At 64.7% G+C, this 16,857-nt stretch carries 20 protein-coding genes; 5 read left to right on the top strand and 15 right to left on the bottom strand.

The annotated features are described in order from the left end of the window. Positions 1-78: 78 nt before the first annotated feature. Positions 79-705, top strand: a complete 627-nt coding sequence (locus tag OA2633_RS06170) for a helix-turn-helix transcriptional regulator (RefSeq protein ID WP_040613152.1) — start codon at positions 79-81, stop codon at positions 703-705. Positions 706-756: 51 nt separating this feature from the next. Here the strand turns inward: OA2633_RS06170 and OA2633_RS06175 are convergent, their stop codons facing one another. The 9 genes from OA2633_RS06175 to OA2633_RS06215 all read right to left on the bottom strand — a co-directional run bounded on the left by OA2633_RS06175 (position 757) and on the right by OA2633_RS06215 (position 7,406). After that, complete coding sequence (locus OA2633_RS06175; RefSeq protein ID WP_009801645.1) at positions 757-984, bottom strand: helix-turn-helix transcriptional regulator; 228 nt, start codon at positions 982-984, stop codon at positions 757-759. 2 nt (positions 985-986) lie between these two features. Then, positions 987-1,406 carry a hypothetical protein gene (locus OA2633_RS06180; RefSeq protein ID WP_009801646.1) on the bottom strand — a complete coding sequence of 140 codons (420 nt, stop codon included), beginning with the start codon at positions 1,404-1,406 and terminating at the stop codon, positions 987-989. A 140-nt stretch (positions 1,407-1,546) separates the two neighbouring features. After that, positions 1,547-2,332, bottom strand: a complete 786-nt coding sequence (locus OA2633_RS06185; RefSeq protein WP_009801647.1) for a hypothetical protein — start codon at positions 2,330-2,332, stop codon at positions 1,547-1,549. Between the two features lie 34 nt (positions 2,333-2,366). Then, positions 2,367-3,245, bottom strand: a complete 879-nt coding sequence (locus OA2633_RS06190; protein WP_009801648.1) for an S-methyl-5'-thioadenosine phosphorylase — start codon at positions 3,243-3,245, stop codon at positions 2,367-2,369. Beyond that, a complete protein-coding gene (locus OA2633_RS06195; RefSeq protein ID WP_009801649.1) occupies positions 3,242-3,850 on the bottom strand; it encodes a GrpB family protein in 609 nt (202 codons plus the stop codon). Before OA2633_RS06195 ends, OA2633_RS06190 begins: the two co-directional genes overlap by 4 nt. A gap of 90 nt (positions 3,851-3,940) precedes the next feature. Beyond that, the gene (locus OA2633_RS06200; protein ID WP_009801650.1) at positions 3,941-4,747 is read right to left on the bottom strand and encodes a cytochrome c1; all 807 of its coding nucleotides are present in this window, start codon (positions 4,745-4,747) and stop codon (positions 3,941-3,943) included. A 12-nt stretch (positions 4,748-4,759) separates the two neighbouring features. After that, entirely contained in the window at positions 4,760-6,049 is a 1,290-nt protein-coding gene (locus OA2633_RS06205; RefSeq protein WP_009801651.1) for a cytochrome b N-terminal domain-containing protein, read from the bottom strand. Positions 6,050-6,062: 13 nt separating this feature from the next. Beyond that, entirely contained in the window at positions 6,063-6,680 is a 618-nt protein-coding gene (petA, locus tag OA2633_RS06210) for a ubiquinol-cytochrome c reductase iron-sulfur subunit (protein WP_009801652.1), read from the bottom strand. A gap of 282 nt (positions 6,681-6,962) precedes the next feature. After that, a complete protein-coding gene (locus OA2633_RS06215; protein ID WP_009801653.1) occupies positions 6,963-7,406 on the bottom strand; it encodes a PaaI family thioesterase in 444 nt (147 codons plus the stop codon). An 83-nt stretch (positions 7,407-7,489) separates the two neighbouring features. Between OA2633_RS06215 and OA2633_RS06220 the strand changes: the two genes are divergently transcribed. Then, positions 7,490-8,107, top strand: coding sequence for a TetR/AcrR family transcriptional regulator (locus tag OA2633_RS06220; RefSeq protein ID WP_009801654.1), 618 nt, complete (start codon positions 7,490-7,492; stop codon positions 8,105-8,107). On the opposite strand, the gene OA2633_RS06225 is transcribed toward OA2633_RS06220, so the two are convergent. Further along, positions 8,104-9,534, bottom strand: coding sequence for a sulfotransferase (locus OA2633_RS06225; RefSeq protein ID WP_009801655.1), 1,431 nt, complete (start codon positions 9,532-9,534; stop codon positions 8,104-8,106). The genes OA2633_RS06220 and OA2633_RS06225 overlap by 4 nt on opposite strands. A gap of 151 nt (positions 9,535-9,685) precedes the next feature. Here OA2633_RS06225 and hemF point away from each other — a divergent pair, with 151 nt between their 5' ends. Both hemF and OA2633_RS06235 read left to right on the top strand, forming a co-directional pair. Then, positions 9,686-10,585: an oxygen-dependent coproporphyrinogen oxidase gene (gene hemF / locus OA2633_RS06230; protein WP_009801656.1), complete on the top strand. Its 900-nt coding sequence runs from the start codon at positions 9,686-9,688 to the stop codon at positions 10,583-10,585. Positions 10,586-10,672: 87 nt separating this feature from the next. Continuing rightward, on the top strand, positions 10,673-11,497 hold the full coding sequence (locus tag OA2633_RS06235) for a hypothetical protein (RefSeq protein WP_009801657.1): 825 nt from the start codon (positions 10,673-10,675) through the stop codon (positions 11,495-11,497). 6 nt (positions 11,498-11,503) lie between these two features. On the opposite strand, the gene OA2633_RS06240 is transcribed toward OA2633_RS06235, so the two are convergent. Genes OA2633_RS06240 through OA2633_RS06260 form a run of 5 tightly spaced genes read right to left on the bottom strand, consistent with a single transcriptional unit; the run spans position 11,504 to position 15,786 of the window. Then, positions 11,504-13,024 carry a hypothetical protein gene (locus tag OA2633_RS06240; RefSeq protein WP_009801658.1) on the bottom strand — a complete coding sequence of 507 codons (1,521 nt, stop codon included), beginning with the start codon at positions 13,022-13,024 and terminating at the stop codon, positions 11,504-11,506. Further along, positions 13,021-14,247 carry a CCA tRNA nucleotidyltransferase gene (locus OA2633_RS06245; protein WP_009801659.1) on the bottom strand — a complete coding sequence of 409 codons (1,227 nt, stop codon included), beginning with the start codon at positions 14,245-14,247 and terminating at the stop codon, positions 13,021-13,023. Before OA2633_RS06245 ends, OA2633_RS06240 begins: the two co-directional genes overlap by 4 nt. Positions 14,248-14,258: 11 nt before the next feature. Next, a complete protein-coding gene (locus tag OA2633_RS06250) occupies positions 14,259-14,540 on the bottom strand; it encodes a hypothetical protein (RefSeq protein ID WP_009801660.1) in 282 nt (93 codons plus the stop codon). Further along, a complete protein-coding gene (locus OA2633_RS06255; RefSeq protein ID WP_009801661.1) occupies positions 14,540-15,205 on the bottom strand; it encodes a CoA pyrophosphatase in 666 nt (221 codons plus the stop codon). The genes OA2633_RS06250 and OA2633_RS06255 overlap by 1 nt, the downstream gene beginning before the upstream one ends. After that, entirely contained in the window at positions 15,202-15,786 is a 585-nt protein-coding gene (locus OA2633_RS06260; RefSeq protein WP_009801662.1) for a DUF1285 domain-containing protein, read from the bottom strand. The genes OA2633_RS06255 and OA2633_RS06260 overlap by 4 nt, the downstream gene beginning before the upstream one ends. 66 nt (positions 15,787-15,852) lie before the next feature. On the opposite strand from OA2633_RS06260, the gene OA2633_RS06265 reads away from it, so the two are divergent. Then, the gene (locus tag OA2633_RS06265; RefSeq protein ID WP_009801663.1) at positions 15,853-16,851 is read left to right on the top strand and encodes a MoxR family ATPase; all 999 of its coding nucleotides are present in this window, start codon (positions 15,853-15,855) and stop codon (positions 16,849-16,851) included. Positions 16,852-16,857 lie beyond the last annotated feature (6 nt).

Below are 16,857 nucleotides of genomic sequence, written 5' to 3' on the forward strand. Positions count from 1 at the left end.
CCGGACAGGGCTCATCCATTTCACAAGGATTTTTTTCCTGCTATAGGAGTGTGGAGAGTCGCGTTAGACGGGATGCCGATGCTGACCCACGCCCAGATCTGGAGCGGAATTGACCGCCTGGCCCATCGCGCAGGCCTGACGCCATCAGGATTGGCGCGCCGCGCGGGCCTTGACCCCACCACCTTCAACCCGTCCAAACGCACCAGCGCCGACGGCGCCAAGCCACGTTGGCCATCCACCGAGAGCCTCGCCAAGGCGCTTGAAGCAACCCGGGTCAGCTTTGACGACTTCGCCGCGCTCGCCATGGGCCATACGGCTGGACGCTCCGTGCCGCTGCTGGGATTCGCGCAGGCGGGCGATCATGGCTATTTCGATGACGCCGGGTTTCCCACCGGGGAGGGCTGGGAGGATATCCGCTTTCCCGGGGATGAAGGCGAAGGCGCCTATGCGCTGGAGATTTCCGGAGAGTCCATGTCGCCCGTCTATCGCCATGGCGACCGCATCGTCGTCAGCCCGGACGCCCCGCCCCGACGCGGCGACCGCGTCGTGGTGAAAACCCGCTCGGGCGAGGTGATGGCCAAGGAGCTGGGCCGGGTGACGGCGGAGAGCGTGGAGCTGATCTCGCTCAACCCGTCCTATGACAACCGGATCCTCTCGACCCGCGATCTCGTCTGGATGGCGCGCATCGTCTGGGCCAGCCAGTAAGTCGACGCCCCCGCACGCCTGTCCGTGCGAGGGCGTCAAGCGCTGTCGGTCTTAGGGGGAACCGTCAGGCGCATATTCAAAGACGTCCGTCAGAGGGGTCTTGAAGACCTCCGCAATCTGGAACGCCACTTCCAGGGAGGGCGAATACTTGCCCTGTTCGATGGCGAGCACGGTTTGCCGGGTGACGCCGATCCGCCTGGCCAGCTCGGCCTGGGTCATCTCTCCGGCATGAAAGCGCAACTCGCGGATCCGGTTCTTGATCTGCGTTGACTTCGCCATGACTAGACGCCCATCCGGTAATCGATGGCGCGCAGCACGCCCTTGACCAGTTCCGAGACCACCAGACCGCCCAGGATCATGTGCACGATCCAGAAGACATTCTGTTCGGTCAGCGCCAGTCCCAGCGCCAGGATCGCCGCCGTCCCCAGCACATAGCTCGACCGGGCGTCCGCACGCATCTCGATCAGCTTGTCGCGTTCATCCGCCTGGTCGGACTCCTTGGGCGCCGCCATGGCGACCAGGATATGACCGACCACGCCGCCGATGACGAGGAACACGACCGCCGCGAACAGATAGGGGCCGACCTGCTCCATGGATGGGCCCTCGTTCAGGGCCGGCGGCATGACCATGGCGAAATACGCCCCATAGGCCAGGGCGATGATGACCGTCATGACCAGATTGCTTTTTTCTTGGAACGACATGTCAAACTCCTTTGATCTCATGTCGAATATCTTTGACACTCCGAGATGTAAAAGGGAGCAGACCCTATGTCAAATATTTTCGACCTCATGGCCGATTTATTTGACAGAACGCCTGCGCGCCTCTGGCCAAGTGTCTGATTTTACTCTTCGAGCAGGCGCACAGCTTCGGTCTGTGCAGCGGCCGGATCGGTTTGAAGAAGCCCCAGAAGCGAGGTCGCCAATCCCAAGACCGCCTGCCCGACGGCGTCGCTTTCGGCGGTCTCGATCGCCCGGTTGAGCATCAGGGTCGCCTCCTCGCCATGGACCGCCGGATCAGCGGCGACCAGCGCGACGGCGAAGCGATAGGGGATGGCGGCGGGAGCGTCGCCCATCTCCACGGCCTGTCGCATCAGGGATAGGCCTTCGGCTTCATTGGCGTCAAACATGCCCTCTCCGGCGCGGCGCACCACCTCGAGATGCCAGGCGCCCAGCATGGCGGGGCCCCAGGGTTCTGACGGATCCAGCCGGATCGCCTCGATCATGTGATCGCGGCCCTGCTGGGGCAGGCCCATCATGACGGCCCGAAGCTTGTTCACATAGCGTGATTGATACCCCAGTCCTGCGGCGAGCCGCAGATGCGCCTCGGCATTGTCGGGCTCCAGAGCGAGCGCCGCTTCAGCGTACTCCTGCGCGCGCAGCGCCGCCTCGCGGCGATCCCGGCGCGACATCCCCTCGGCCTGATCCAGAGTGATCGGCATCAGGGCCGCTTCAGAAGCCAGGATCAGCGCGTCCACATCCGAGGTCGCGCTGGAGGCCGCGCTTTCAGCCGCCCCCCATTGCCCCGTCTCGAACGCCTCCATCGCCGACGCAGGCGCCTGGGCGTGCGTCATCGGAAGAAGCGTGAGCGAGAGCGCCAGCACGCTGGCGCCAAACATCATTCGGGTCATGGTCAACAGTCCTTCAGGGGCAAGGCCTGTAAGACTAGGCCGTCAGCACCCGTCCCGCCACCGCGTCGAGCTTTTTCACGAGATCCGGGTCGCGCTTTTCAGGCGCCGTGATGATGGCGAACTCCAGCGCCTTCTCGATGCCTTGCGGGCTGTCGGTGCGCGGCTTTGCGGCCATCGCCTTCACCAGATGGCGCACCAGGGCATGGGCGTGGGCGGTGTTGGCGTGCATGGTCTTGAGTATGTCGGAAATGTCGACATCGGCGTCCTCGGTGCGCCAGCAATCATAATCTGTGACCATGGAGACGCTGGCATAGGGCAGCTCGGCTTCACGGGCGAGCTTGGCTTCAGGCATATTGGTCATGCCGATGACGCTGCAGCCCCATTGGCGGTAGAGCTGGCTTTCCGCGCGAGTGGAGAACTGCGGGCCTTCCATGACGAGATAGGTCCCGCCGCGCTGCACGGTCTCAACGCCCGCGGCTTCCGCCGCATCCGCCGCCATGGCCGACAGGCGCGAGCAGACAGGATCGGCCATCGCCACATGGGCGACGCAGCCTTCGGAGAAGAAGCTTTTCTTGCGCGCAAAGCTGCGATCGATGAACTGGTCCACCACCACGAACGCGCCCGGCGCGAGCTCTTCCTTGAGCGAGCCGACCGCGGACAGGGACAGGACATCGGTCACGCCCGCACGCTTGAGCGCGTCGATATTGGCGCGATAGTTGATGTCGCTCGGCGGAATGCGATGGCCTTCATCATGACGGGCCAGGAACACGAGCTCCACGCCTTCAAGACGGGCATGGACGAGGTCGCTGGAGGGTTTGCCCCACGGGGTCTCCACTGTCTCCTTGCGCACGTCCTCGAGGCCGTCCAGTCCGTAAAGGCCCGATCCGCCGATGATCCCGAGTTTCCAGCTCATTCTTCGGTTCTCCAGTATGAATCGGGCACGCCGGGCGCCCAGCGATGGATTTCCGCCCAGCTCTCCGCCGACCGCAGGACGGTGGAGATGAAGGGCCGCTTGATCGCCTGATACGCCTCACGGTCGCTGCGTGTCTTGTCCGCCAGCGCCATCTTGAAGTCGCCATAGTCACGTCGGGCGCTGTCGTCATCGCGCAGGAAGTCGCGCATCAGCAGCGTGTTGCGCGCCCCCGCGGCGCCATTGCGGCGCACATGGATGTGCAGGCGCCGCGCCCCCTTGCCTTCGCGGAAATAGAGCTTGCGCCAGTCATCCGGGCCCAGAACAGGCGAGGTGTCGGGATGCGGTTCGTCGCCGGTATTCTCGGCGCGATGGACAAAGCCGGCGGCCTTCATCGCGGAGATCAGTCCGGGGTCATCCAGATCAACCACCAGCGCCTGGATATCGATGACATCCTTGGCGGCAAGGCCGGGCACGGCGGTCGAGCCCACATGATCGACGCGCAAGGCCGGTGACCCCAGCGCGCGGCAGATCGCATCCGCCCAGGCGAGGCCCTCTTCCGCCCAGGCGGGGTCGGGCGTGGAGACATGAATGGGGTCGCGGCTCATGCTCGGTCCTTTACCACCCGCAGCCTTCATAAGAAACGGGCCGCCCGAACATTCGGACGGCCCGTGGATCGTCATGGCTGAAAGGGAAGCCTAGTGCTTCACATTCGACCACACCTGACGGTAGGCGGCGTAGAGAAGGCCCGCCAGGACCAGCAGGTAGATCATGACCATCAGGCCCATCTTCTTGCGCACTTCCATGTGCGGCTCGGACGCCCAGGCCAGGAAGGCGGCGACGTCGGTCGCCATCTGTTCCTTGGTGGCCTCGGTGCCGTCGGCATACTCGACCAGACCGTCCTGCAGCTGCGGCGGCATGGCGATCACGCCACCGGTCATGTACGGGTTGTAGTACTGGCCCGGGCCGATGCGCACATCTTCAGGCACTTCGTAGTCATAACCCAGCATCAGCGAACGGATGTATTCCGGACCGCCATGGCGGGCTTTCACGATCACCGAGAAATCCGGCGGAATCGCGCCGCCATTGGCCGCAGCCGCCTGTTGCGGGTTAGCGAACGGGTTCGGGAAGCGGTCAGCCGGGCGACCGGGACGCTCGAACATGTCGCCATACTCGTCCGGACCGTCCTCGACAATGTACTCGGCGGCGATGGCGCGCACGATCGGGTTGTCGTTCGGGTTCGGATATTCCTCCGAATAGAACGGGCCGCCCTCCTCGCCCAGATTGCGGATGTGCAGCTGGTTCATGGAGTGACAGGCCGAACAGACCTGTTGGTACACCAGGAAGCCGCGTTGCAGCTGGGCGCGGTCGAAAGTGCCGAACGGACCTTCAAAGCTGAAGTCATACTCAGCCGGATGATGGCCGGCCTCGGCCGCAAGCGCGGCCGGGCTTGCGAGCGCCAGAGCGCCCGCAGCTGCGGCCAGGAGGCGTTGGATCATTTTCATCTATCGCTCTCCTTATTCAGCAGGCGCGGCGGAAGCCGACGCGTCTGATTTGCCTTTGCCCAGCACCGATTCCTCGATGGAGGCCGGGCGCGCGCTCGGTTTCTCGATGAAGCCCAGAAGCGGCAGGATCACCAGGAAGTAGGCGAAGTAGTACAGGGTCAGGATACGTCCGAGCCAGAGGAAGTTCAGGCCGATCGAACCCAGCACCGGCACCTTGTTGTCCGGCAGTTCTGCGCCGCACCAGCCCAGACCCAGGCAGGCGATCACGAAGAACACGAAGAACCAGCGGGCCAGCGGACGGTAGCGCATGGAGCGCACCTTGGAGGTGTCCAGCCAGGGCAGGACGAACAGCACCGCGATGGCGCCGAACATCATCAGCACGCCGCCCAGCTTGTCGGGCACGGCCCGCAGGATGGCGTAGAAGGGCAGCAGATACCATTCGGGAACGATGTGCGCCGGGGTCACCAGGGCATTCGCCTCGATATAGTTGTCCGCATGGCCCAGAGCGTCCGGCCAGTAGAAGACGAAGAAGGCGAAGATGATCATATAGACGATGATCGCGAAGCCGTCCTTCACCGTGTAGTACGGGTGGAAGGGCAGCGTGTCCGCCTTGGTCTTGATGCTCAGGCCCGTCGGATTGTTATTGCCCGGAACGTGCAGCGCCCACACGTGCAGACCCACGATCCCGGCGATCAGGAACGGGATCAGATAGTGCAGCGAGAAGAAGCGGTTCAGGGTGGCGTTGCCCACGGAGAACCCGCCCCACAGCCATTCGGTGATCGGCGTGCCGATCAGCGGCAGCGCGCCGAACAGGTTGGTGATCACCATCGCGCCCCAATAGGACATCTGGCCCCAGGGCAGCACATAGCCCAGGAAGGCGGCGGCCATCATCAGAAGATAGATGACGACGCCCAGGATCCACAGAAGCTCGCGCGGAGCCTTGTAGGAGCCGTAATACAGACCGCGCAGCATGTGCAGATAGACCGCCAGGAAGAACATCGACGCGCCATTGGCGTGAATGTTCCGCAAGAGCCAGCCGAAGTTCACGTCACGGTCGATGCGTTCCACAGAGGCGAAGGCGTAATCGATGTGCGGCACATAGTGCATGGCCAGGACGATGCCGGTGATGATCTGGATCATCAGGCAGACGGTCAGGATGCCGCCGAAGGTATACCAGTAGTTCAGGTTGCGCGGGGTCGGGAAGTCCACGAAGGAGTCCCAGCCCAGGCGCACGATCGGCAGGCGCTGGTCAAGCCAACGCTCCACGCCGGTTTTCGGTTCGTAAGTGCTCGGTCCGCTCATTACTCGCTCTCCCCTAGCCCAGACGCAATGTCGTCGCCGCGATGAAGGTCATCGGCGGAATCGGCAGGTTTTCCGGGGCCGGGCCACGGCGGATGCGGCCTGCGGTGTCATAGTGCGAACCATGGCACGGGCAGAACCAGGCGTCGTAATCGCCAGCGCCTTCGGTCGGCACGCAACCCAGGTGCGTACAGTTCGCGCTGGTCACCAGCATGGCGCCGCGCAGGGCCTCGTCCACTTCCACGCCTTCGTCAACGCCTGCAGACAGGGTCGAACGGTTCGCGTCGGTCGCCGGGGCGCTGTCGTCGAGATTGGCGTTGCGGGCCAGCGGGTCCGGCAGACGCGAGACTTCCACTTCAGCCGCCTCGGAGATTTCCTGGGCGGTCCGGCGACGCACAAAGTGCGGACGCTCGCGGAACATCACCGTGATCTCGGCGCCTTCTTCGAGCTCGCCGATGTTTATCTCGGTGGTGGACAACGCAAGCGTATCCGCCGCCGGGTTCATCTGATCGATGAACGGCCAAAGGGTGAGAGCGCCGCCGACGCCTACCGCCCCGACCGATGCGATGTAGAGAAAGTCCCGGCGCGACGGCTCTTCGCCGCCGGTCTCGGGATTGCTGTTCACGTCCGTCACGTGCCGACCTCTTGAATTCGAACTGCCCGCCCCGCAGGGCCTGGCAGACCCCACGCACGCTAGCGCGCGATCTCAGACTTAGCCTAACGCTGCGGCTTGTCGGTGCGACGTGCTGACGCAGGCCAACTAAGCATACAACGCGGATAGAGGGGCGGATTAATGCGACCCCCCTTATTTTTCAACCAGATTATCCCGTTTGATGCGCGTGAATCCGCTGCAAACGCAGATTTTCCCCAAGAAAAAACGCAAAAGACGCGTACGATTCAGAGACAGGCTTGGTCTCTACCGCTCGCTGACCGGCAAAATGGTCGCCTGTGCGACAGCAATGAGTTTTTCACCCTCGTCCTGCTCCGCAATGACATCCACGCGCACAGTGACCTGTCTTTTCCCGGCCTTGACCACATGCGCCTCGGCCCTGAACGCCGTACCGATTCCCGGAGCGAGAAAGTTCAGATTGAACTGCGAGGTGACCACGTCGCCCACCAGGGTGGCCGCCGCATAGGCCGCGGCGTTATCCGCCAGGAACCCGACCAGCCCGCCATGCAGAAAGCCATGGTGCTGGGTCATGTCTTCCTTGCGGAGCTCCAGCCGCGTCACAACCTCGCCAGCCTCCGCCTTCAGGATCTCCAGCCCTGTCCAGCGGGTGAAGGGCTGGACCTTGATGATCTCCCTGAGAACCGCGGCATTGACCACCGGAGCGTCAGGAGCGTTCGGGGTGAGCGACATAAGCGCCTCCAAAATAGACCGACCGGTCTATATAGACTTCTCGAACGGCTTCCTACAAGCTCGCAGGCAAGGAGCTCTCGTTCATGCCGACATCTGAACACGCTGAGGCCCCGGCCTCATCGCGCAAGCGAGGCGAGTCGCGCTCGCGCCTGATCACGGCCGCGGCTCAGCTGTTTCAGGAACAGGGGTATGCCGCGACCGGTCTGTCAGAAATTCTGGACCGCGCGAAAATGCCCAAAGGCTCGCTCTACCATCATTTTCCGGGCGGCAAGGTGGAGCTGGGAGCGGCCGCGATGGAATGCGCAGGGCAAGTCCTGCAACAGACTCTCTCGGCCCGACTGGAGAGCCGGGGATCCTCGGCCGAGGCCATCCGCGCCTTCTCCCAGGATCTGGCTGGATGGCTTGAAGGCTCTGATTTCACAAAGGGATGCCCGGTCGCCACAGTGGCTCTGGAGCAAGCCAATGGCGAGCCCGATCTGGTGGCGGCGATCCGCTCGGCCTTCGAGGGAGTCATTCAGGCGCTGTCGGACCAGCTGACGGCCGAAGGCCGGACGCCAGAGCGCGCCCATCGCCTCGCGACCTTCTGCCTTTCAGCGCTGGAGGGCGCGCTTGTTCTGGCCCGCACGCAGCGGTCCAGCGAACCTGTCCGCATGGCCGGAGAAGAGCTTGCCGTGCTGATTTCGGACAGCGCGCGCGCCTAGATCAGCTCCGCGCGCGCCAGCGCCGCTTCGAGAGGTTCAAAGCGTTCCCCCGCTTCCTTGTGGACGCCCTCAGGGTCCTTGCGGAGCGTCTCCGACCGCAACCAGGCTTCCGCCGCCGCCGCATCGGCATCCACGCCGATGAACGCCGCCGCCTTCCGCGCCGCGCCCTGCGGGTCAGCCAGAAGCTCTTCATAACGCACCGTGAACACCCGGCCGGGGAAGATCGCCTCCCAGTGTTCGCACAACCGGTTATGGCACGCCATCACCCGCGCGATATCGTCAGGATGATAGGTCCAGTGGCGCGCCTTGCGGAACCGGGTCTTGTAGATCGACCAGGCCAGGTCACGCGGGTCGCGCACGATGCGGATCATCTTGGCCGCGGGCAGGCAGACGCCATACGCCCCGGCGGCCATTTCAGACAGCGAACTGGGATCGATGATGCGCGAAACGGTGCGATCGAGCGCCTCTTCAGCCTGGCTCAGATAGCGCTTGCCCACCTCGCCCAGCACATTGCGGCCCCAGCCCGCCTCGATGGCCTCGGAAATCTCGGCGAGGGTCTGATCGCCCAGCGGGGTCGCATTGAGCCAGAACAACCCGTTCTTGCGCTGGAGCGCGCCGGCGTCATCATCAGCAGCCAGCACGTCAGCCAACCAGTCCGCTCCGGCGCAAGGCGGCGCCATGATCAGGACGGGGCGACCGTCGATGACGCCTGCATCCTCATGCTTTTCAACAAATTGAGGTTCATAGCTGGCAATCAGCGCCTTGACGGACTGCTCATGACGTTCCGTGTCAAATCCGGTGTCGTCCCGGCAAAAGGCCGCGCCTTCAGCCACCCGCATGGCCGCAACCGCGTCTTCGCCCACATCGCGATACGCCTTGGCCAGGGTATAGGCCAGAGCGCCGCGTTCGGTGGAGGACATGTTGGCGGTGTTCTGAAGCCGCATCTCTTCAAGCGCGGCAAGCTCGCCCGAGCCCGATTCAAACGTGATGCATTCTGCAAGGCCTTCCCACGCCAGGACGTCGAACCGGTCCAGGCTGATCGCGCGCCGGAAGCTCAGCGCCGCCAGATTGGTTTTGCCCAGCTCCAGCAACGCCCGACCTGCCCGGCGTTGCAGCGCCGGATCATTGGGTTGCTGGGCGATCAGCTTCTCGATGACCTCAAGCGCCTGCTGATGACGGCCCAGCCCGGACAGGGCCGAGGCCAGCCAGAGCCAGGACTGGGGGTAATTCGGCGAGGCGCGGGTCAACAGCTCGGCGGCCTTCAGCGCCGCGACCTCGTCTCCCACTTCCATCGCCAGTCCGGCGACATCGCCCCACTGGCTGCCCAGCTGGGCTTCTGCCTCGATCAGGCGGCGCGCCTCGACGGACACGCCCAGAAGGTCTTCACGACGACGCGCTTCATGCAGGTCGGACAAGGGATCAATCATGGCAATCGGAATTCCACATTCAGGCCGGCTCTCTGGCGGCGGAGCCTAAAGCCCGGCTTGCGGCTGCGCCAGCGCTTCAGGCGCCGTTTTGGCTTGCCAGCGGCGGTTCAGATGTATCTTTTCGCACGGCCCTGAAACCTGAGGAGCGAGCATGTCCGCAAACGCCAAACCCAGCGAAGACGTCCTGGCGGATCGCCGCCAACGCGCGAAAGCCTGGTTTGAATCGCTGCGCGACCGCATTTGCAGCGCGTTCGAGGCGCTCGAAGCCGCCGCAGACCCGACGCTGTATCCCGGCGAGGCCGGACGCTTCGAACTGACGCCCTGGGTGCGCGGCGACGGCGCGCAGGAGCTGGGCGGCGGCGTGATGGGCATGATGCATGGCCGCCTGTTTGAGAAGGTGGGTGTCCACGTCTCCACGGTCTTTGGGGAGTTCAGCCCCGAATTCGCCGCCCGGGTCCGCGGGGCCGAGACCGATCCGCGCTTTTTCGCCACCGGCATCTCGCTGATCGCCCACATGCGCAATCCGCATGTGCCGGCGGTGCACATGAACACCCGCTTCATCACCACGACGCTGAGCTGGTTCGGCGGCGGCATGGACCTGAACCCGACCCAGGATTACCAGCGCGACAAGAGCTTCCCCGATTCCAAGGCCTTCCACGCAGCCGCGAAATCCGCCTGCGACGCCCACGACCCGAGCTATTACCCGCGCTTCACCGACTGGTGCGACGAGTATTTCTGGCTCAAGCACCGCAACGAGCCCCGCGGCACGGGCGGGATTTTCTATGACCATCTCGACAGCGGCGATCATGAGGCGGATTTCGCCTTCACCCGCGATGTGGGCGAAGCCTTCCTCAGCGCCTATCCCGAGATCGTGAAGACCCGCATGGGCCAGAGCTGGAGCGAGGATGATCGCGAGGAACAGCTGGTGCGTCGCGGCCGTTATGCCGAGTTCAATCTCCTTTATGATCGCGGCACCAAGTTCGGCCTCGAAACCGGCGGCAATATCAACTCGATCCTGTCCTCCATGCCGCCGCATGCGCGCTGGCCGTAAGCGAAGTCTTAATCTGCGTTAACGACCGGTTAGCAGACTCACCGCATCGCTTGCTGGAATCGGCTTTCCGCCTTCAGGGAGCGAGACATGGTCAATACCGTCGGAACCCAGGGTCCGTATCTGGGCCCCAATGGCGCAACAGCGGCAACGCAGAGTGAAACGACGAAACCGCGCTCGGGCGGGTCAAACCCGGATGCCGCTCCCAAGACCGCCAGCGACACAGTGAGCCTCTCGGCCGCGGCGCGCGCCGTCCTCAACGGATCTTCCGCCCGCGTGGACGCCCTGATGGCGGACCGCGGCGACGCCATCTTCCGCAACGCCCTGTCCGGCGCCCGCGCCTATCAGGACAATTACGCCTCGGTGCTGGAAAAGCCCGGCCTGGACGCCGACACGGCCCGCGAAACCCGGATGAAGATGCTGGCGCGAGAACGCGAGGCCTTCACCGCCCCCGAACATACGGGCGACGTGCTGACCCGGGCGCGCGCCTATATCGAGTTCTATGATTCCCTGTCCGAGGAAGAGCAGAACTCCGAGCGCTATCGCGGCACCCGCGAGACCATGGCGGCGATCGTCGAGCAGGAATCGGTCAACGCCGGCGTCGAGGCGCCCGATCTGAGCCTGTCGCAAAGCCCGTTCGATACCCTGCTCGACGCCCTGTCTGACGGCGAGGGCGGCATCGCCCAGCGCGACCGGCAGGAGGTGGTGGATGAATTCCGCGCCCGTCTTGAATCCCAGGTGGGATCTGAAGCGCGCCAGCGTGAGGGGCGCGAGCTGGAGAACCGCTACGGCGCGCTGCAGGACCTGATCGAACGGGCGCGTCGCGGGGATGAAACCGCCTATGCCAGGCTCGAAGCCCTGTCCGAAGACGCCGCCTCGATCGCGCCGATCAGCGAGAGCGGCACGGACGAATAGGCCCGATCAGAGGACGCCCGGCGTCCATCCGGCCGCCAGAAGGCCCAGCACAAAGCCCAGCCCGATCAGCGCGGCGCCCGCCCCGCCCATGAGAATCCAGTTCGTCGCGAGCTGCCAGAAGGCGGATTCGGCCCGACGCGGGAAGTCGCCCACCGGATCAAACTCGCGATGCAGGGGCTGCGTGGCGCGCAGCTCGGCCATGTCGGCTGAAGACCCCGCCGAGCCTGTGGCGAACTGGCACAAACGGGCGAGCACATCGACGGCGAGACGTGCGCTGGCCTCGTCATCCATGTTCAGCATCAGGCTGCCTTCGCCATGGTTGAGCAGCTTGCCGCCCTTGTTGGGCGCCTTGCGCACTCCGGTTATCTTGGAATAGCTGCGGATCTCCTCCGCTTCCGCTTCCTCGATATCGTCAGGGCTGTCGGTTTCAGGCAGACCGAACAGGACCAGACGCAGCAGCATTTCGGCCAGGCTGGCGCGGTCCAGCGCGTTGACCCGCTGGTTCTTGAGGTTTTCCGGCCCGCCATGGGCGAGCCATTTGCCGATCATCTCGATCCGGATCGCCGCCGCGAGACCGTTCGATACGCCCTTGAGCGCCGACTTGTCCGTCGCCGGGCCGCCCAGACGCGGCAGGCCGCGCGCCGGTTTGCGGTCTTTGGGCGGCTTGGCCTTGACGAACGGACCTTCGAGCTTGCCCTTGAAATGGGTCAGGCATTCATCGAGCGCATGACGCGCCGCGCGCACCGCCGCCCCGTGGCGCACCTTTTTGGACAGAAGGTCAGAATCCAGCAGCCGGTCGGCCTCCCACAGGCTGCGGGCGGCTTCGGAGAGCGATTGCGAGACCTTCTGGGGGTCAAGCGTTTCACCCGCTTCAACCCCTTCGCCATTGCGAATCCTGTTGTCCTGCGCGGTCAGCGCCTGATCGGCCTGACTCTTGAGCGAATAGAGGATCTGATCAAACTGGCTGTCGCGCTCGCGCGGCCAGTCGTCCCGCCGCCAGCGCCCGAGCTGGAAGTACCAGCGCGATTCCCCGCGCTGCAGGCGCTGATTGAGATCGCGGCTGAATTCCAGCTGCTCCTCGCCGGGCAGCAGGTCAAAGAACGCCTCGACGAAATCGAAGACGAGGAGGTTGGCCGTGATGCCCCATTTCTCCCCGTTCAGCGGATCGCGATGGGAAATCTCGCCTTCGGTCTGGAAAAGGTTCTCGAAACCCGGCGCTTCTGCCGCAGCCGACCAGTGCGCCCGGTTCGCCTGCAGATAGGCGTCCGCCATGGTCTGGCGCGCCCGGCGGGGCAAGTCCTTGATCTTGCGCTTCTCATTGGCGGCGCTGATGGTCTTGGCGAGCTGGATGCGCAGGGCGATCTCGGCATCCACAAAGGCGTTGGTGGTCTCCGCTTCAGTGAAGTTGAGCGCCTTGGCCTTCTCTTCCAGCGCCCGGCGATCATGCAGATGCAGATCCGCGGCGAACAATTCGCCGCTGCCCACCCGTGCGCGATAGCGCAGGGAGAAAAGCTCTGACAGGCTCACCCTTTCGCCTCCGCCGCACGCGCCAGAAGCGTCTCGCGGTCGAGGTTGAAATCACTGTCGATCCAGCGCGCTTCAAGCTGTTTCATCACCGCGCCCAGCTGGGGACCGGGCTCGAAACCCAGCGCGATCAGATCGCGCCCCGTCACCGGCAAGTCCGGCTTGCGCCAGTGCGCCGCCGCGTCCAGATCAGCGTCGGCCTCGCCCTCGCCGCGCGCTTCGGCGAGTCGCATCCGGTCAGAAAAGGTCTGCGCGCCAAGCGTATAAAGCGCCCGACGACGCGCCCGGGCCTCTGCTCCCGGCCGCACCGAATCTGCGCCATCAGCCGCAGGGGCGCACATCGCGATCAGGCGATCTGTCTCTGCGTTGGACGCCTTCATCTGATGGCCCAGGCTGCGCACTGTGGTCACATCTCCCCCGCACAACGCCGCCGCCCTGATGAGCGTGTCAGGCGCGCGCCCTTTCCCTCTGTCGGCGTTAATTATGCTTAAGAGAAGGTTTAAGTCGAGCCGTTCCGGCCAAACCGGTTCAAAAACGTGGCCTTCCTGCATCGCTTTGACCACAGGTCCGGGATCGGGGGCGGCCAGAAGCGTCTTGAGCTCTTTCCACACCCGCTCCCGCGCCAGCGCTTTCAACCCGGGCGCGGCGCGCACGCAGGCGGCATGGCCTTCCGGGTCCAGCGCCGAGCCATACCAGGCGTTGAAGCGATAAAACCGCAATATGCGCAAGACGTCCTCGGCCAGGCGCTCATCCGCCTCGCCAATGAAAACCACCCGATGGGCCAGCGCGTCCGCAACACCGTCATACGGATCAAACAGGCTGCCATCCCGGCGCGCATAAATCGCGTTGAGGCGAAAATCGCGGCGGCTGGCGTCGATGGCCCAGTCGGTCGTGAAGGCGACCACGGCGCGCCGGCCATCGGTGGAGACATCCTTGCGCAGCGTCGTGATCTCGAACGGCTTGCCCTTGATGACCGCGGTGATGGTGCCGTGATCGAGCCCGGTGGGAATCGCCTTGATCCCGGCGGCTTTCAGCGCGTCCAGGGTTTCTTGCGGGGTCAGCTGCGTGGCGATGTCCACATCCTCGACCGGCGCGCCCTGAAGCGCATTGCGCACCGCGCCGCCCACGATGCGCGCCCGATCCGTCTCGCCCGGGCTGATCGCGTCCAGCACCGCACGCGTGTCAGGCGCGCTCAGAAAAGCGTGCTCGGAAGGGTCCAGCCGCATGCCCGACCTCGCTAGATCGGCTCTTCGGGAGAAGGCGGATCGCGATCCTCGAACTGTCCGGGCCGGATTTCGCCATCCTCCAGCCGGGGCGGCTGATACGCGCCGTCGCGGGAGCTGGAATCCGTCTCAACCAGCACAATGACAAGGAGCATGACCATCGCCGCGCCCAGACCCAGCACAATGCCGAGAATGGCGGAGACAGGCTGCTTGATCACGCCCACGGCCGACAGGATGCGCGCCGCGACATAAGGCAGCGCGAAGGCGGCGAGCATCAGAAGAAAGATGCGGGTCATCAACGGCTCTCCCGTGCGGAGCGGGCCATTTCGCGTGGCCGCCCCTGTGCATAGCGGATCGACAGGGCGCGCAGCATGCCCGCTGTCGCCCCCCAGATATACCGCCCTTTATGGGGCATGGCGTAATAACGCCGCAACATGCCTGCGAATTCACGGGCTTCGAGTTTGTGATTGTCCGGATCCATCAGAAAGTCGAACGGCGTCTCGAACACTTCGGCGACTTCACCGGGGTCCGGGTTCAGTTCAAATCCGGGCTCGATGACGCCAACGAACGGCGTCACTGCGTAACCGGTCACCGTCTCATAGCTTTCCCAGCGCCCCAGCAGGGTCATGGCCTCGGGCGAGAGACCCACCTCTTCCTCGGTCTCGCGCAGAGCGCATTCAGCAAGGGTTTCTCGGCCCGCCATCTGGCGCCCGCCCGGAAAACTGACCTGCCCGGCATGGGCCTGCAAATGGTCCGCGCGCCGGGTGAACAGCACTGTCAGACCGCTGTCGCGCTTGACCAGCAGCGCCAGCACCGCAGCAGGCTTGAGTTTGCGCCCCACCGGACGCGTCACATCATCCAGATCCCCGTCGCCATGGAGGGGACGCGCGGGCGCCGCCCCCTCTACCGGATCGAGCACGCTGCGCAAGCGCGCGAGAACCGCTTCGACATCCGCAGTCATGCAACAGGTCCCAGCGGAAAGAAGACGCCGCGGCTCCACACGCCCATGCAGGGCTGGCCATGCTCGTCCTCGCCGCGCTCGGCGAATTCCACAAGATCATAGAAGGCGGCGCGCGTGATCAGCGCTTCGAGGCGCCCGCGCACATGCACATAGGGTTCGGGCTCGCCATCCTCACCTGTCTCCACGCGGATCGGATGTTCAGGCCCGGCGATCACCGCATCGTCCATATTGGTCAGGAAACCGAGATTCTGCTCCTGGCCCTCGCCCGTGCGATCCACCCGCACGGCCAGGAAGGGCGCGGCCTCGACCTGGATCTCGATCTTCTCCACCGGCGTGACGAGATAGGTCTTGCCGTTCTCGTCTTTCCTGAGGATGCGGGCGAACAGGCGGATCAGCTTTTCGCGTCCGATCCGCGCGCCCTCATGCCACCAGCTGCCATCCCGGCGAATGACCAGATCCATCTCGCCGCAGAAATCCGGTTCCCACTTTTCCACCGGGGGATAACCGTCTGCGGTGTCGATCGCCTGCGCCGCCGAGAGCAGCGACTGCATTGCATCTTGTTCAGACTTCGGTGCGCCCATGGACACCTCCTCTGGCTGCGGCCATGTTTGAGGTCAGAAAACTGCCTCGTTCAAGGATGTAAGCCGATGCCCACCTCGAAGGAAGACGTACAGGCGCTTTCAGCGCGCGCAGACGCTGCAACCGGGCGTCTGGCGGAGGTTCGCCAGTCCATCGCCAAGTCCATTATCGGGCTTGATGACGTGGTCGAACAATCACTGGCCGTGATCCTGTCGGGCGGCCATGGCCTGCTGGTCGGCCCTCCGGGCGTGGCGAAAACCCGACTGGTGCATGCGCTGGCGGTCGTCACCGGGCTTGAGGACAAGCGGGTCCAGTTCACGCCCGACCTGATGCCGGCGGATATTCTGGGGTCCGAAGTGCTCGACCAGGACGCCGAGGGCAAACGCCATTTCCGCTTCATTCCCGGCCCGGTCTTCTGTCGCTTGCTGATGGCGGACGAGATCAACCGCGCCAGCCCCCGCACCCAGGCCGCGCTTCTGCAAGCCATGCAGGAAGGCTTTGTCACCGTGGCGGGCGAACGCCATGACCTGCCCCAGCCCTTCCACGTGCTGGCGACCCAGAACCCGATCGAGCAGGAAGGCACCTATCCGCTGCCCGAAGCCCAGCTCGATCGCTTCCTGATGCAGATCGACGTGCCCTATCCGGACAAGGATCAGGAACGCGCCATCCTTCTGGCGACGACCGGTACGGAGGATACGACTGCCGAGCCGGTGCTGAGCGCGCAGGAAATCCTCGACCTGCAACAGCTCGTCCGCGCCATGCCGGTAGGCGAACAGGTGCTCGACGCGATCCTCTCCCTGCTCGAACAATGCCGCCCGGACCGCTCCACCGATCCCGATGTGCGCGAGGGCGTCAGCTGGGGCCCCGGCCCCCGCGCCGGTCAGGCGCTGATGCTGGCGGTGCGCGCCCGCGCGCTCCTGCAGGGGCGTCTCGCGCCCTCGACCGAGGACGTGCTGGCGCTCGCCGGCCCCGTGCTCAAGCACCGCATGGCGCTCAGCTTCGCGGCCCGCGCCGAGGGCGTGCAGCTGGACGCCCTGATCGACCGCCTCGCCCACGCCGCCGCCTAGGATTTC

The sequence above is a fragment of the Oceanicaulis sp. HTCC2633 genome (genome assembly GCF_000152745.1).
In the GTDB taxonomy this organism is placed as follows: domain Bacteria; phylum Pseudomonadota; class Alphaproteobacteria; order Caulobacterales; family Maricaulaceae; genus Oceanicaulis.

What these genes read in the sequence shown, in the direction of transcription:
- OA2633_RS06170 (WP_040613152.1), top strand. Translation starts at nt 79, where the DNA reads ATGCTGACCCACGCCCAGATCTGGAGCGGAATTGACCGCCTGGCCCAT.
- OA2633_RS06175 (WP_009801645.1), bottom strand. Translation starts at nt 984, where the DNA reads ATGGCGAAGTCAACGCAGATCAAGAACCGGATCCGCGAGTTGCGCTTT.
- OA2633_RS06180 (WP_009801646.1), bottom strand. Translation starts at nt 1,406, where the DNA reads ATGTCGTTCCAAGAAAAAAGCAATCTGGTCATGACGGTCATCATCGCC.
- OA2633_RS06185 (WP_009801647.1), bottom strand. Translation starts at nt 2,332, where the DNA reads ATGACCCGAATGATGTTTGGCGCCAGCGTGCTGGCGCTCTCGCTCACG.
- OA2633_RS06190 (WP_009801648.1), bottom strand. Translation starts at nt 3,245, where the DNA reads ATGAGCTGGAAACTCGGGATCATCGGCGGATCGGGCCTTTACGGACTG.
- OA2633_RS06195 (WP_009801649.1), bottom strand. Translation starts at nt 3,850, where the DNA reads ATGAGCCGCGACCCCATTCATGTCTCCACGCCCGACCCCGCCTGGGCG.
- OA2633_RS06200 (WP_009801650.1), bottom strand. Translation starts at nt 4,747, where the DNA reads ATGAAAATGATCCAACGCCTCCTGGCCGCAGCTGCGGGCGCTCTGGCG.
- OA2633_RS06205 (WP_009801651.1), bottom strand. Translation starts at nt 6,049, where the DNA reads ATGAGCGGACCGAGCACTTACGAACCGAAAACCGGCGTGGAGCGTTGG.
- OA2633_RS06215 (WP_009801653.1), bottom strand. Translation starts at nt 7,406, where the DNA reads ATGTCGCTCACCCCGAACGCTCCTGACGCTCCGGTGGTCAATGCCGCG.
- OA2633_RS06220 (WP_009801654.1), top strand. Translation starts at nt 7,490, where the DNA reads ATGCCGACATCTGAACACGCTGAGGCCCCGGCCTCATCGCGCAAGCGA.
- OA2633_RS06225 (WP_009801655.1), bottom strand. Translation starts at nt 9,534, where the DNA reads ATGATTGATCCCTTGTCCGACCTGCATGAAGCGCGTCGTCGTGAAGAC.
- hemF (WP_009801656.1), top strand. Translation starts at nt 9,686, where the DNA reads ATGTCCGCAAACGCCAAACCCAGCGAAGACGTCCTGGCGGATCGCCGC.
- OA2633_RS06235 (WP_009801657.1), top strand. Translation starts at nt 10,673, where the DNA reads ATGGTCAATACCGTCGGAACCCAGGGTCCGTATCTGGGCCCCAATGGC.
- OA2633_RS06245 (WP_009801659.1), bottom strand. Translation starts at nt 14,247, where the DNA reads ATGCGGCTGGACCCTTCCGAGCACGCTTTTCTGAGCGCGCCTGACACG.
- OA2633_RS06250 (WP_009801660.1), bottom strand. Translation starts at nt 14,540, where the DNA reads ATGACCCGCATCTTTCTTCTGATGCTCGCCGCCTTCGCGCTGCCTTAT.
- OA2633_RS06255 (WP_009801661.1), bottom strand. Translation starts at nt 15,205, where the DNA reads ATGACTGCGGATGTCGAAGCGGTTCTCGCGCGCTTGCGCAGCGTGCTC.
- OA2633_RS06260 (WP_009801662.1), bottom strand. Translation starts at nt 15,786, where the DNA reads ATGGGCGCACCGAAGTCTGAACAAGATGCAATGCAGTCGCTGCTCTCG.
- OA2633_RS06265 (WP_009801663.1), top strand. Translation starts at nt 15,853, where the DNA reads ATGCCCACCTCGAAGGAAGACGTACAGGCGCTTTCAGCGCGCGCAGAC.